The sequence below is a fragment of the Rhodococcus sp. ACPA1 genome (genome assembly GCF_002300195.1).
Classification (GTDB): domain Bacteria; phylum Actinomycetota; class Actinomycetes; order Mycobacteriales; family Mycobacteriaceae; genus Rhodococcus_F; species Rhodococcus_F opacus.
This window is the reverse complement of record NZ_NSDX01000012.1, coordinates 269,176-282,918: the sequence shown is the minus strand read 5'-3', so window position 1 is coordinate 282,918 and position 13,743 is coordinate 269,176. Positions and strand designations below refer to the sequence as shown.

Here is a 13,743-nt window from a genome sequence, read left to right as displayed (position 1 = left end):
TTTCTTATGTGGACATCTCACGGCGAGTCGGCACGCGGATCGGATCACCCGGTGGTGGGCTGGGGTCATGCACGTGCAGACCGTGAAGACGGGCGGGATCGTGTCCTCGGTGGTCCTGGTGGGAGCCGATGGTGAGCCGGTGCCACCGGTGACCCGGTTCCTGCGGTACGTGCTGGATTCCGGCCGGAGCCCGAACACGGCACTCGCGTACGGCTACGATCTGCGCCTGGTGTTCGAGTTCTTCGCCGAACGCGGAATCGAATGGCGCGAATTCCGGCCGTCACTGGCCCTGGAGCTGCTCGGATGGCTGCGGCGACGACCGGTGCGTGGGCCGGCGCAGCGGCTGGGCCTCTCGTCCGTCGGGTCCGGCGGGCGGCTGTGGGCGCCAGCGAGCGTGGCGCGAGTGCTGGCCGCGGTATCGAGTTTCTACGACTGGGCGATCGTCGCCGAACTCGTCACCGGCGAGAACCCGATGCGGCGCCGTCGTGATGTGGCGCTGGCGATGGTCGCCGAACGGCACCGCCCCTGCATGGGGAATGCGAGTAGGCAGCAGCCGGTCAGCCGGGAGGTGCGGGTCCGGTTGCCGCACCGGTTGCCACGTCCGATGAGCGAGTCTGAGGTGACTGCGCTGCTGGAGAGTATGACCTGTTTGCGGGATCTGACGATGGTGCTGTTGATGCTCGACGGTGCCCTGCGTCCGGGAGAGGTGCTCGGGCTCCAGCTCGGCGATATCGCCTACGGCCGACGGCGGGTCACGATTCGTAAACGAGACGACCATCCGCGGGGCGTGCGGGCGAAGTCCCGGCACGAACGGGTCGTCGACCTGCTCGACCCTCGCACGTTGGATGCGGTCAATCGGTATGTGCTCCATGAACGTCCGGTCGACGCACCGAGTCCGTTCGTGTTTCTGGTCGGGGGCAGGGGCGCTCGTAGCTGCGAGCCGCTCTCGTACGCCGCGCTCGTGCGGATGTTCGCCCGGCGGCTGGACACGCTCGGGATACGCACGGTGGACAAAACCCCACACGCCCTGCGGCATACCCACGCGACAGCGATGTGGGAGGCGGGGATGCGGGAGTTGGCGTTGCAACGACGCCTCGGACACGCCTCACCGGAGTCGACCCGGATCTACACCCGGGTCTCCGACCAGCAGGTTCGTGACGAGTACGCGGCTGCGCTGCGGGATCGCCGATGACCGGGCCGGCAGCCGCGGGACCGGTACCGGCCCCGCGCCGGCACGTCGATGAAAGCGAATACCGGGTGTGGGTGGACGCGCACGTTCCTCACCTGCCGGCCCGGTGGGAGCGGATGGGGGCCTATCGGCGGTTCGTCGAGCGGTGGCCGAACCTCGAGGCGTGGTTCGAGCAGCCACTGCCGGTGCGATTGGGATTTGTCGGCGAGGGCATGCGATCGAACGGGCGCACCGACTCGCATCGCGCCAGCGGATATCTGGTGTATCTGTCCATGGTGCAAGGGGTTGGCCTGGACTTCGACTTCCTTCTCGGCCGAAAGTACGCGCGTCTGCTGGACCGGCGCAGCGGCAGCACCGAACTCGGCGTCGATCTCCTACTGTTCGAGCAGTGGGTCGCGCGACTGACCGAACTGGGCCACGCCCCGACCAAGGCACGGAACAGTCTGACGTGGTGCCTGGGCCGGGTCATGCTCCACCGCGGCGACCCCGACATGACCGCGATCACCGCCGCCGATCTGTTCGCGTTCGGGTCGGCCATCCGCGACTTCGCCGCACGCGACGATTTCAATGTTCTGCGCCGGACCCTGTTCGCGAACGGCCAGTTTCACGATGATCCGGACGCCAACCGCGGGTTCCTCCGCAACCACCTCGCGAACCTGCACGCCACCCACGTGCTGCTGTACAACGTCGGCCAGGTCACGGCAGCGCCGCGCATCGGCACGCGAACGATCGACAACTGGACCGACCGCCTGCTTCCCGAACCGTGTCCGCCCAAGATCCGGGCGGTCATCGAGCGATACCTACAACTGCGGCTCGACGCCAAGCTGGATCGCCCGCAGACGGTTCACAACGCCCGGCAGGCTCTGCGCCGGTTCGTCAACTGGCTCGGCGAGAATCATCCGCAGGTCGGCAGTTTCGCGCAGGTCGATCGCGCCATCGTCGAAGAGTACATGCGGTCGCTGCCGACCTGTCCGAGTCAACACACCGGTCTGCCGCTGGCGACAACCACGGTCAAGCACGAACTCAACGCGATCGCCGGCTTCTGCCGCGACACCGCGGTCTGGGGATGGGCGGAGGTGCCCGGACGACCGTTGCTGACCTCTCGTGACACACCGCGGCGTCCGGAGTCGATTCCCCGGTATCTTCCGCAACACGAACTCGACGCGATCATGACCGCGGTCGACGACCTGGCCGACCCGCTGCAAAGGGCCGCGCTGTTGTTGCTGCGGTGGTCCGGGGCTCGCCGCGACGAGATCCGCCGACTGACCTGGGATTGCCTCGACACCTATCCGGGCGGGCATCCACGGCTGCGGATCCCGGTCGGCAAAGGCCGCACCGAACGGATCGTCCCCCTGCACCCGGACGCGGCCACGGCGCTCGAACACGCCATCGGCCTAGCCCGGGCACAACGCTCGATCGCCCGGATCGACGAGGTCACCGGCCGCCGAGTCGATTACGTCTTCATCCGCCGCGGCAAGCTACTCTCGAGTAAAACCCTCTTCGACGAGGCATTCCGTACTGTCTGCGCGGCAACGGGTCTGGTCGACGACCGAGGATCCCCGACCGTCAGCGCGCACCGGTTTCGGCACACCCTCGGCACCCAGCTCGCCGAGGGCGGTGCCCGGATTCAGACGATCATGGCAATACTCGGTCATCGCAGTGCCACGATGTCGATGATTTACAGCCGCATCTCGGACCCCGAGATCCGGCGCCAGTACGAGACGGCCCTCGCCGACGGGCACCGGATCGCCGGCCCGGCCGCCGACGCCCTTCTGCACGACGCTCTCGACGACAAGACCGTGGATTGGCTGAAGACGAACTTCCTCAAGACCGAACTCGAACTGGGGCACTGCCTGCGGCTGCCCGCCGAGGGACCGTGCGAGTGCGACCTGATCCTCACCTGTCCGAAGTTCCTCGCCACCAGCGAGTACGCGCCGCGGATCCGGGCGCGCCTGGCGACCGAACAGGTCCTGATCGACGACGCCCGCACCCGCGGCTGGGACCGGGAAGTCGAACGGCACGAAGCGACCTGCCGGCGGCTGCAGCACCTGCTCGACGACCTCGACGGCGGCGAAACCCGCTGAGGTTCAGGAATGGTTGGGGCACAACAGGTCCGAATCTACTACCCAATCCTGTTGCGTGAGCCAGTCCCGCACTGACGCCGGGATTTCATCGGTGCCGGAATCGGCGCCGGTGACCAGCGGACCGTCCCCGCACCGGGTGCAGCTGACCACCAGGACGTGCCCGTGGGGCTGACAGCGAGCGCAGTGCCGCGCCTCGCGCAGATCGCCGCGATCGCCGAGGTGCAACCAGATGGTCGCGAGATCGGCGCGGTGCGGGACGAGGTCCCGGCGGGTGGCGGGCTCGTAGCCGCAGGTGGGACAGGCCGAAGGTCCGGCCGCCGGTGACGAAGACGCCGCGACGGGTGTCGGGGTCTTCCTGTCCTCGGATTGCGGGATGTCGGCGGTGAGCGTCTCCGGCGGACGAGACGGGAGATGGCGGTAGAGGGTCGAGCGGGTCAACCCGGTCTTGTCGGTGATCTCGGCGATGGTGGCGCCGCCCTCGCGGAGTTGGGTGGCGTAGGCGAGTTGGGCGTCGGTGACCACGCTGGGCCGGCCGGTGCGTCGTCCCTTCTCGGTGGCCACGGTGCGGGCGTGGGCTGCCCGCTCGACCGCGTAGGTGCGTTCCATCTGCCCGAACAGCGCCAGCAGCACCACCGCCAGCTGACCCATCGGATCGTCCGGGTTCGTCGAGTCGATCCGGATGGGATCGGCCAGGTTGCGGAATCCGATGCCGCGCTGGTGCAGATCGTGGATCAGGTTCAGGGTGTCGCGGACGGTGCGGCCGAGCCGGTCGAGGGTGTGCACCACGATCACATCGCCCTCGCGGGCATAACTCAGCAGCGCCTGCAATCCGGGACGTTCGGTGGTGGCCCCGGACTTCTTGTCCACGTAGATGTTCGCCGGGTCGACCCCAGCCTTGCGGAGCGCGTCGATCTGCCGCGTCAGGTCCTGCTTGCTCGTCGACACCCGGGCGTACCCCAACTCCATGCGCAGAGAGTACCGAAAGTTAGGTCTGTACGATTGTTGTGACACGGAATGTAAACTTATTTTCGAGCTGCTACCTGGTACTTTGTTGATCCGGGACGGGCCCAATGGACCGCAAGAACGGCGGGAGCGGCAGGTATCACCCGGCTCAACCGCCCCAGGGCCTGGTTGAGGACCGTGGCCTAGAGCTCATTTTCGTATTACGATAATAGGTATGGCTGAGGAGACGATCAACGGAGCACCCGTCACGGACGGGATGATCCAGGAGTGGGCAGACGAGGCCGAGGCCGGTTACGACGTCGAAAAGCTGCGCAAACGCGGTCGACCGACCGTGGGGGACGGCCCCGGTGCAGTGGTGCCGGTGCGGATGGACGAGGCATTGCTGAAGGCATTGAACGCCCGTGCCGAGCAGGAGAATGTTTCCCGATCTGAGGCGATTCGAGAAGCGGTGCGTGCCTGGACCCAGGTCGCGTGAAGGCGCATAAATCCGCGCTCAAACACGGGATCAGCGAAAATGATGGCATCTACGCGGCGGAGCATCACGTATATGCCGCTGGTCTGGACGATGACAACCCCGCGCGCGAGTTCCGGCTGGGTTTCGATCCGAACGGTCGGCTCCTGGAACTGGTTGTCCTGCGCTTCGACAGTGGGAACGAGCTGCTCATTCATGCCATGAAGGCTCGCTCGCAGTACTTCGACCTCTTGTAGTGCTCGCTGAGCGACCGGTGCGAGAGCCTCCCCTGGAGGCGAACGGTCCGACCCGGGCGGGTCGAGGATGTGCACCAACGATCACATCGCCGCCTCGGGCGTAGCCGAACAGCGCCTGTAACCCGGGACGTTCGGGGGGTGCCCCGGACTTCTTGTCCACGTGGACGTTCGGGTCGATCCCAGCTTTGGTGAAGGGTCGATCTGCCGCTCGAGGTCCTGTTTGGGCGTCGGCGTATCCCACCTACGGAGCATCCTGAAAGTTAGAACTGTACGGCTTTTATGACACGGGAGTGTGGAATTAACTTTCGAGACGCCGGGGCCTGGGTGTTTGCGAAATCCGACAGCAGTCCCAGCAGCGTCTCATTTCCAAGGTTCTCTCGGGGTCCGACGCGACTGTGGACCGGGAGCACGCCTCGTTTGTGCATGTCAAGCGTCGTCGGGCGAGACTCTAGCGTGGGCCACAGGTGTGGGTCTAGTGGTTACGCCCCGTCGGGGTGTGGCCGGTTGAGTCGGGTCATCAGCTCGCGGTTGGTGGCCCGTGTCGCGTCGAGTTCGTCGTCGCGTTCTGCGAGTTGACGGCGTTGTTCTGCAGTGTGTTGTTCGAGCTCGGTGACGCGGCGTTGGAGCCGGTCGATGTCGTCGGGAGGACAGAGGCCGGACTCTCGCCACGCCTGCTCGCCGAGGTGCTCGGACAGGCGTTGGCGGAGCTGGGTGTTTTCGTGAGACAGACGGGTGATGCGGTCGTGGGCGTTGGCCAGGTCGGCGATCAGCGACGGTCGGCTGGCACTCGGACCGCCGGTGCTGGCGGTGGCTGGTTCGGCAGCTTTGACGAGCACCGCGGCGTGCAGGTCGCGGTGGCGGTAGAGGAAGCTGCGGTCCACCCGGGCGCGGCGGGCGATCGCGGAGACGGTGATCTCGTCACCCGAATGGGCAGCCTGCTCGAGCGCGGTGAGGACGCGTTGTCGGCATCTGGTGCTGTGGGCCTGCCGGGCGGCGGCGATGGCGTTGGTGTTGGTGTTGGTGTTCACGGTCTCTCCAGTGGCTTGCCGAGATCGGGCTGGCGGTTGATGCTGGGCATGCCCAGGCCGGTCACCTGGCGGGTGCGCCGCACCGCTGAGATGGCCGTGGCGATGTCGGCTTGCTCGGCGGGGGTGAGCTGTTCGAGATGTTCTTCGACTCGGTGCACGAGGTCTTTAACTCGGCGGATTTCCTCTTCGGAGGGCAAAGCTTCTGTCTTGGACCAGTTTTCGAGATCGGTGGCGGCCAGCACGCGTTCGCGGTCACGGAGTAGGTCATGCAGGTATGCCTTCACCTCGGGCAGATGGGAGGGATCGGTGTGGAAATGGTCGCAGCCGACGCAACGGAACCGGAATGGGCAGGCGCCACCCCCAGCTTGGACGTTCGAGGGTTCGCGGCAGGTGCCGTAGGGCACCGAGACCTGGCCGAGCGCGTGCCGAGCGTGCTCGTCGTCGAGCAAAGCCTGGGCGTCGCGCCAGATGTGGTTGCCGTAACGGTCGAACCGGTGGTTGGCCAGCCGGTCGACGGCGGCTCGGCGACGTTTCTCGCCGACCTGGTAGTAGGCCTTCGTCGAGCTCAACAGCTCGTGGCCCATAAGCTCGGCGAGCACATCGAGCGCGACGCCGGCGTCGGCGTGCCGTTGCGCGTAGGTGTGCCGATAAGAGTAGGGCGTGATCGTGGTCAGGTCGTAGCTGCTGCCGTCGGAGCGCCGGATGGGGGTCGGCAACAACTCGAGCCAGTCGCGGTGGGTTCGGCCGATCTGGTGTCGGGCCATCGCACGTCGGCCGTTCTGGTCTGATGCGGGCAGCAGAACCAGCTCCGTCGGGTTGCTGTCGGGAAACCGTTCCCGGGTCGCATGCTGTTGGGCGCTGATCAACTCGGCGGTCGTCTCGGTGATCGGCAGCCGTCGGCCGGGTCTGTTGTTCTTGAGATCGTCGTAGACCAGCACGTAGTTGTCGTCGTGGTCGTGGCCCAGGCAGTCCCAGGGCAAGTTCAGGATCTCGCTGGGTCGGCGGCCGGTGTCGATGAGCAGCTCGATCGCAACGGCCAACACCTTGGAGGTGCGCGTGCGCAGCAGCGGCAGGGCGTCACAGAGCTGGGCGAGGATCTCGGGCGGCAGCGCCCGGTGTGCGGCTTGCCGGTCCGGGCGCCGGGGAATGTCCTCGCGGCGGAGCCAGAAGTCGTCGGGCAGCCCGCCGAGTGGGTCGCCGGCCCGGGTCAGGCCGAGTAGTCGCATCTGGCGTAGCGCGTGATGAACCTTCCGGCAGCTCAGGGATCGGGACAAGGCGCTGATCTCGTCGCAGTGCTCCAGGTAGGCGAGTCGCTGCAAGAACATCTCGATGTCGTGGCGGCCGAGCGCGCCGATGATCAGACCGTGGTCGCTGCGATGGACGCGCAGGCTCTCCGAGAGCCCGGCCAAGGCTGCGACGTGAGCTCTCAGCACTGTGGTGACTCCGTCGCCTCGACGGCGTATCAGGTCTTGTATCGCCCACCGCTTCGTACCTTCGCGCAGCCAGGATTGGCTGATCGCGGTGAAGTCCAACCGTCCGTGGTGGCCAAACACGGACATCGCCCAGATGTCCTTGGCCAGTTCGGCTTCCAGCTCGTCCTCGTGTGTCGAGGCGGCCGGCCCACCAGCCGGCGCCGCGCTCACCTGGTCACGTCCTCGGTGTCGCCGCGGCCGACCGCCCCTACCCGCTCGACCGCGGCCCGCAACCGCTCCGGTGCGGGGTGGACATACACCTGGCTCGAGCTGATCGAGGCATGCCCGAGGAGCTCTTGGACCTCGTCGATGCTCCCGCCGGCATCGAGGACGTTGCTGGCGAACCCATGCCGCAGCGCGTGGGGGTGCACCGCCCGATCCAGACCCGCGCGGCGGGAGGCCGCCGCCAGCAGTGCATTGACCGCACCGGGAGTCATCGGCGCGCCGATTGGCGCACGGAACAGGTTCACGAACACGAAGTCGCTCTCCCACGCCGCGGACTTCGTGGCCCGCTCGGCGACAGACTGGTCGTGGGCCTGCACCACAAGGGAATCCACCGGGACGATCCGCGAGTGCCGCGACTTCGCCCACGCGCCGTTGGTGTTCTGCCGCCGCACCACGTGCAGGTGCGATCCGGGGAAGCTGCAGCCCAAAGCCGATGAGTCGAGCAGGAAGTGGATGTCCTCGCGCCGCAGTCCAACCACCTCGCCGCGACGCAGACCTGCCCGCGCGAGCAGCAGCACCAGCAGCCGGTCACGCGCCGATCGACACGCCCGCAACAGCACGAGGACGTCCTCATCACTGGCCCGGCCGGGCCGTTGCCTGACAATCGGAACCCGGTGCCGGGCCCTCATCCGCAGCCTCCAGGCGCCGTCCTCGCCGCGTGCCTCCGCCGGCAGATCCTGGCTATCGGCAAGCTCGTACAGTTGACCAAGCACCCCTCTCGGAGCGTGGCCGTGATCCACCGCGAAGGCCAGGAACCCCCGCACCCCCGCGAGCACGCAGTTGATCCGCCTCGGCCCACGCACCACGATCATGCCCACCCCGCCGGCCGGTGCCCCTTCTGGCTGAGACGGGGAGTGGCGAAGCCACAGCACGAACGACGGGATCTTCCCCGCCGCGGCCCGCCGGTCCTGCCCCGTGGCCGCGCACCACGACAGATACAACGCCACTGCGCCCGCATACGACTTGGTCGTGGACTCGGCCCCATCACGCCCAAACCTCACATACCGCAGATACGAATCCGCCACCGACATGACCAGCAGGTCCTCGTCGATCACAGTCCAGTACCGCGTTCCAGAGGGCATCTGCACCGGAAAAGCTCGCATCGTCGTCATCTCCCTTGTCAATCATGGCCGCCACAACGACGACCACCTGACCGACACGCGGAGAGAACCCGTTGTCCACCAAGCAAGTGATCAGCTAGTGCCACAGTGCGCGACAAGTGATCGGACCCAGAGGGAACCAAGGAAATGAGACGGCCGCGCTGATGCCATTGCTGGGCAATCAGATCCGTCATCGGCTAACCGGACCCAAGACGTCGCTACGACATCGGTACCTGGGCCGCATTGTGTGTGAACGGTTGGTGCACCGGGCGGCGAAGTTGTCGGGAGCACCGGTTTCGCGCCTCCTCCTCACCGGCAGCGGGGAGCTCAGATTCCTGCGTAGTCGTGCTCGCAGGTCGGCAGGCCTGCTGCCTTCCACTCGTTGAAGCCGCCTTCGAGGACTGCGACGTCGGTGTAGCCCATGTCCTGGAGGGTGGCGGCGGCGAGGGCGGCGCGTGCCCCCGAGGCGCATACCACGATGACTTGTTTGGTCGGTTCGAGTGCCGCCTTGTGGCGGGGGCTGGTGGGGTCCGCGAAGAACTCGAGCAGCCCGCGCGGGGCGGGCACGGACTTCTCGATGTGACCGTGCTGCCATTCCTCGGCCTCGCGTGAGCTTCCCCCGCTTTCCCGGAGACTTCCGAACCAGGTTAGATCTTGGAGACCGAGGAAGGGCGTCATGGGAACGAGGAAGTATCCGCCGGAGCTGCGGGAGCGTGCGGTGCGGTTGTATCGGGAGTCGGATCCGAAGCCGGTGCTCCGCCGGCTGGCCGAGCAGTTGAACGTGCACCCGGAGGCGCTGCGGAACTGGATCCGCCAGGCCGAGGCCGATCACGGGGAGCGCGACGACCGGCCGTCGACGGCGATGATCGAGGAGAACCGGCGACTGGCCCGGGAGGTCGCGGAGCTGCGGCGGGTGAACGAGGTGCTGCGGGCGGCGAGCGCGTATTTCGCGTCCGAGATCGACCCGACCCGGAGAAGGTCATGAGTTTCATTGATGCGCATGACTTCTCGGTCGGTCTCGTATTGCGGGTCCTGGATATCGCCTCGTCGACCTACTACGACTGGCGGGCACGAGCAACCCTGCCCGCTCGGCGGCGGCGGGAGGACGCCGAGCTGCTGGTGTTGATCGACGAGATCCGCGCCTCACACGAGTTCGCCGGCACCTACGGGTCCCCGCGGGTGTGGCTGGAGTTGCGCCGCCGCGGGGTGCGGGTCGGCCGCAAACGCGTCGAGCGGATCATGCGCGAGAACGGGCGCCGAGGCGCCTACCTGCGCAAAGGCTGGAAGGGTGGCTCGACCAAGCAGAATCCGCGGCACACCGCCGCCCCGGACCTGCTCGACCGGGACTTCACCGCGACCGCGCCCAACACCAAGTGGGTGGCCGACCTGACGCGGATCCTCACCGGTGAGGGGGTGTTGTGGTTGGCGAGTGTGCGCGACGCGTTCTCGAACAAGGTGGTCGGCTGGCGATCCGGCCCGCGGGCGGACACCGACCTGGTCCTCTCGGCGCTCGACTATGCCCTGTTCTCCCGCGATGTCCGGGGCGGGGAGTTGATTTTCCACAGCGACAAAGGCTGTCAATTTACGGCGGTTCGGTTCACCCAGCGGCTCGTCGACGCGGGCATCGCCCCGTCCACCGGAAGCGTCGGGGACAGCTTCGACAATGCCCTCGCCGAAAACCTGTGGTCGACACTCAAGATCGAGCTTATCTACTGGCCCGCAAGAACATTCGCCACCAGAGCCGAGGCGGAGGCGGCGTTGTTCCGCTACATCGATGGTTGGTACAACCCGCGCAGGATTCAGGCCGGCCTGCACGGACTGTCACCCGACGAATACGAACGCGCCTACTACGACCGACCAGACGGACAGGAGACAGATATCATCGAACCCGAGCTCGTCGGAGCCAGATAGAAAAGTCTCCGGAGAAGCGGGGGAATCTCAGCGGACGTCGAGGAGCACCGAGCCTGCGGCGGCGTGTTCGGCGGCTGCTTGGGGGCCCACGGCGGAGACCCGTGCTCGGGCCTCCTCGATCATGCCGATCGCTGTTTTGGTCATGTCGTCACGGTCCTCATCCGAGTCGGGTGGCGGTCACTTCGAGCGCCGTGCCTTCTGGCAGTTTGGCGGTGCTGCGGCGGATCCACTCCTCCTCGAGCAGCTCCTTGGCGGCCTGCTCGAGGAATTCGGGGGCGGCCCACTGGTGTACGTCGAAGTTATTCTCGATGTAGCCGTGGCCGAGCATGAAGTGCTTGCCGATCTCGATGGACGCCAGGTTCTGGGGCGAGAGGTTCGGCACCATGTCGATGTGTTTGATGCCCTCGTAGGTGTCGTCGGCGTCGAGGTAGAAGGTTTGCCTGTCGAGGATCGCTGCTGCGGCCTGCTTGTTGGCGTTGGCCCAGCGGCCGACCTTGATCATGCCCTTCATGAACGCGAGCACGAGTTCGGGGTGTTTGTCGGCCATTTCGTCGGTGCAGGTGATGACGGCCGGGATGTTGGCCACCTGCAGGGTCCAGTCCGGGTACCGGGACAGGTCCTCGATCGCCTTGAATTTGCCGGTCGCCTCCTGCAGGTGCTGGAACGGCTTGCTCTGGGTGTAGATGGCGTCGACGAGGCCCTGCTCGAGTGCGGTCTCGAGCGGGCGGAAGGCCAGGTCGTGCTTGTGGTCACGTCGGAGCCACAGCTCGGACGGGTTGTTCATGGGGTCGAGCATCTCGGGCTTGTCGTACCAGTCGTCCGGGTAGGGAAACTCGACGATCTCGACGTCGGCGCGGGTCAGTCCGTTGAGTCGGAGCATCAGCTCGATGCCCTGCTCCTCCTGGATGCGCCACCAGTCGTTCTTGATGGTGTTCAGGCTCTTGGTGAGGCCGATCTTCTTGCCCTTCAGTTCCGCCATCCGGTAGATGTCGTCCCGGGCGCGCACCAGCATGCACCCACCCTCGTGCGGGGCGTGCGTTGCACCCAGCAGCCGGGTCCGGCGGATGTCCGCGTGCACGTGAATGGGTGGGAACAGGCCGCCGAAGCGGATCAGATTGTCCAGATTGTGGATGTAGTGCGGGTACCAGTCGTTCTCCCGGCGGGAGCGCAGGAAGGCGTATTCCACGCCGATCTTCTTGTACTCCTCGCGGGTCCAGCCCAGTTCCTGGTCGACGTTGCTGGCCGAGACGAGGGGACAGTTGGTGTAGTAGACCTCGTCCCATCTCAGGGGGACGGTGTTGCCCTTTTTCAGTACCGCGGTCATGGCTACCTTCTTTCATCGATTCCGTGTCAACCGCACTCGCGTGTGGTGCTGTTCGACCCGAGTTGTCGCCTTCTGTGTGGTCCTTTCTCGGGAGGTCACCGCCACGCCCCCGCCCACGCCCACGCCACAGTCGATCTCGCCGCGTGAATGGCATTCAGCGGTTCGTCTGCGGCGGTCACGGTCATCGGATCCCGTTCCAGGCCTGGTCGGTTCGCGCCCGTTCAAGGCGCGACGAGCGTCCGGATCGGCAGGGCCTACTCCACAACCGATTCCTCACTGGCGTGCACGGTCTCTTCTCGCTGGCGTGCACTGTCTGGTTTCACTTCATCAGCACCAGCGGTGTGCTGGATAGGGCTGAATGGCCTTTGCCCGGCACCGCTCGGAAGCCGTCATCCGCGTCATCGGTGATATTTCGGCGCCGCTGGGGAAGCCTGGTCGTCCCGGGGTGCACTGAAGTTCCGCCTGGCTTCGCGGGCCGTATACCGGTCCCCTGCCATGCGACAGCTGGTCCGAGAATTGCGCAAGTCCGGGTGGCTACCCGCCGCGCAGCGCACACTGAGAGCACAGCACCGAGCCCGGAAGGGGTGAACCACCGTGGCCGAGAATTCGAACGTCAAGCAGGAGATCGCGGCCGGCACGTCGATCGGGGCAGCGGTCATTCTGGTGACCGTCGGTGGGCTTCAGGTGCTCCAGGGCATCGCCGCGGTCGCCAACGACGAGGTGTTCGTCGTGGGTATCGAGTACACCTACAGGTTCGATCTCACCGTGTGGGGTTGGATCCATATCGTGCTCGGCGTGCTGATCGCGCTGGTCGGTCTCGCCCTGTTCACCGGCGGGATATGGGCGCGAACGCTGGCGGTCGTCATCGCGGCAGTGTCGATCATCGTCAATTTCCTGTGGCTGCCCTACTACCCGGCGTGGTCGATCCTGATCATCGCGCTCGATGTGGTCGTCATCTGGGCGATATTCACCTGGATCCCGGACACCGCGAAGGATCTCGCAGCACCCCCACCACCCTCGCCACCGGCCTGAACGGCCCGACCGGGGTGGCAGTGCAACCCGGTTCACCGGCGGTTCGGTGCGCCTGCCCAGCTTCGGTTCCAGCGGCAGCTGGATGCGCTGGCTGGAGGATGCTATCGGCCAGGTGTTTCGGCGCGTTCCACGATGCAGCCGAGTGCGGAGGGGCGTGGCCGCTCCACGCGGACGGGCGGAGGCGCCGGTCGCATGCTCGGCGGACCGAGACTCGCCGAGTTCCTCGGCCCGAGGCCGGAAGATGGGTGAGCACGTTGGTGAGTGAGCAAACGTGGGCCAGGATCCAGCACGATCTCGACGCCCGGTTCGGCCGGTTCGGGGTCTGGCTCTATCGCGCGACCAGGGGCCGCATCGTGCGGCCCTGGGGGCGACGAGTCCTGGTGCTGACAACCCGGGGCCGGCGCACCGGGCTGGCTCGGTCCGTGCTGCTCCAGTACTTCCCCGACGGCACGGACCGCATCGTCGTGGCCGCTAACAGTGGCCGCCCGACTCACCCCGCCTGGTACCACAACCTCACGGCGACCCCCGAGGTAACGGTCGAGGTCGACGGGCACACCCTCACCGTCCGCGCCGTCGAGCTCACCGATGTGGAGGCGAAGCAGTGGTGGCCGCAGGTGGTGGCCATCGCCCCTTCCTACGCCAAGATCCCCGAGCGGACCACCCGAGCCATCCCGTTGATCCGATTCGTCCCAGTGGTCTGACCGGCG

At 66.5% G+C, this 13,743-nt stretch carries 14 protein-coding genes; 8 read left to right on the top strand and 6 right to left on the bottom strand.

Going from position 1 to position 13,743, the window contains the following annotated elements; translation table 11 throughout:
• The first annotated feature begins 67 nt into the window (after positions 1 to 67).
• Positions 68 to 1,192 (top strand): tyrosine-type recombinase/integrase, encoded by a 1,125-nt coding sequence (locus tag CJ177_RS40395; protein ID WP_095870343.1) that lies wholly within the window; start codon positions 68 to 70, stop codon positions 1,190 to 1,192.
• Complete coding sequence (locus CJ177_RS40390) at positions 1,189 to 3,273, top strand: site-specific integrase (protein ID WP_257014920.1); 2,085 nt, start codon at positions 1,189 to 1,191, stop codon at positions 3,271 to 3,273. The genes CJ177_RS40395 and CJ177_RS40390 overlap by 4 nt, the downstream gene beginning before the upstream one ends.
• A 3-nt stretch (positions 3,274 to 3,276) precedes the next feature.
• On the opposite strand, the gene CJ177_RS40385 is transcribed toward CJ177_RS40390, so the two are convergent.
• Complete coding sequence (locus CJ177_RS40385) at positions 3,277 to 4,239, bottom strand: recombinase family protein (protein WP_095870342.1); 963 nt, start codon at positions 4,237 to 4,239, stop codon at positions 3,277 to 3,279.
• Between the two features lie 211 nt (positions 4,240 to 4,450).
• On the opposite strand from CJ177_RS40385, the gene CJ177_RS40380 reads away from it, so the two are divergent.
• Positions 4,451 to 4,711 carry a ribbon-helix-helix domain-containing protein gene (locus CJ177_RS40380; RefSeq protein WP_095870341.1) on the top strand — a complete coding sequence of 87 codons (261 nt, stop codon included), beginning with the start codon at positions 4,451 to 4,453 and terminating at the stop codon, positions 4,709 to 4,711.
• Positions 4,708 to 4,944 (top strand): toxin, encoded by a 237-nt coding sequence (locus CJ177_RS40375; RefSeq protein ID WP_095870340.1) that lies wholly within the window; start codon positions 4,708 to 4,710, stop codon positions 4,942 to 4,944. The genes CJ177_RS40380 and CJ177_RS40375 overlap by 4 nt, the downstream gene beginning before the upstream one ends.
• 479 nt (positions 4,945 to 5,423) lie before the next feature.
• On the opposite strand, the gene CJ177_RS40365 is transcribed toward CJ177_RS40375, so the two are convergent.
• The 4 genes from CJ177_RS40365 to CJ177_RS40345 form a co-directional block, all read right to left on the bottom strand.
• A complete protein-coding gene (locus CJ177_RS40365) occupies positions 5,424 to 5,972 on the bottom strand; it encodes a DUF6262 family protein (protein WP_257014919.1) in 549 nt (182 codons plus the stop codon).
• On the bottom strand, positions 5,969 to 7,615 hold the full coding sequence (locus CJ177_RS47085) for a tyrosine-type recombinase/integrase (protein WP_143548789.1): 1,647 nt from the start codon (positions 7,613 to 7,615) through the stop codon (positions 5,969 to 5,971). The genes CJ177_RS40365 and CJ177_RS47085 overlap by 4 nt, the downstream gene beginning before the upstream one ends.
• Positions 7,612 to 8,781, bottom strand: a complete 1,170-nt coding sequence (locus tag CJ177_RS40350; protein ID WP_095870339.1) for a tyrosine-type recombinase/integrase — start codon at positions 8,779 to 8,781, stop codon at positions 7,612 to 7,614. Before CJ177_RS40350 ends, CJ177_RS47085 begins: the two co-directional genes overlap by 4 nt.
• Before the next feature lie 315 nt (positions 8,782 to 9,096).
• Positions 9,097 to 9,447 (bottom strand): rhodanese-like domain-containing protein, encoded by a 351-nt coding sequence (locus tag CJ177_RS40345; RefSeq protein WP_095870338.1) that lies wholly within the window; start codon positions 9,445 to 9,447, stop codon positions 9,097 to 9,099.
• Between CJ177_RS40345 and CJ177_RS40340 the strand changes: the two genes are divergently transcribed.
• Both CJ177_RS40340 and CJ177_RS40335 read left to right on the top strand, forming a co-directional pair.
• Positions 9,446 to 9,754: a transposase gene (locus tag CJ177_RS40340; RefSeq protein ID WP_095869356.1), complete on the top strand. Its 309-nt coding sequence runs from the start codon at positions 9,446 to 9,448 to the stop codon at positions 9,752 to 9,754. The two genes, CJ177_RS40345 and CJ177_RS40340, sit on opposite strands and share 2 nt — an antisense overlap.
• Positions 9,751 to 10,680 carry an IS3 family transposase gene (locus tag CJ177_RS40335; RefSeq protein ID WP_095870337.1) on the top strand — a complete coding sequence of 310 codons (930 nt, stop codon included), beginning with the start codon at positions 9,751 to 9,753 and terminating at the stop codon, positions 10,678 to 10,680. Before CJ177_RS40340 ends, CJ177_RS40335 begins: the two co-directional genes overlap by 4 nt.
• A gap of 157 nt (positions 10,681 to 10,837) precedes the next feature.
• Here CJ177_RS40335 and CJ177_RS40330 read toward each other — a convergent pair whose 3' ends face one another.
• Complete coding sequence (locus tag CJ177_RS40330) at positions 10,838 to 12,004, bottom strand: ABC transporter substrate-binding protein (protein WP_095870336.1); 1,167 nt, start codon at positions 12,002 to 12,004, stop codon at positions 10,838 to 10,840.
• 594 nt (positions 12,005 to 12,598) lie between these two features.
• Here CJ177_RS40330 and CJ177_RS40325 point away from each other — a divergent pair.
• Both CJ177_RS40325 and CJ177_RS40320 read left to right on the top strand, forming a co-directional pair.
• Positions 12,599 to 13,036, top strand: coding sequence for a hypothetical protein (locus CJ177_RS40325; RefSeq protein ID WP_095870335.1), 438 nt, complete (start codon positions 12,599 to 12,601; stop codon positions 13,034 to 13,036).
• 257 nt (positions 13,037 to 13,293) lie between these two features.
• Positions 13,294 to 13,737, top strand: coding sequence for a nitroreductase family deazaflavin-dependent oxidoreductase (locus CJ177_RS40320; RefSeq protein ID WP_257014918.1), 444 nt, complete (start codon positions 13,294 to 13,296; stop codon positions 13,735 to 13,737).
• The last annotated feature ends 6 nt before the right edge of the window (positions 13,738 to 13,743 follow it).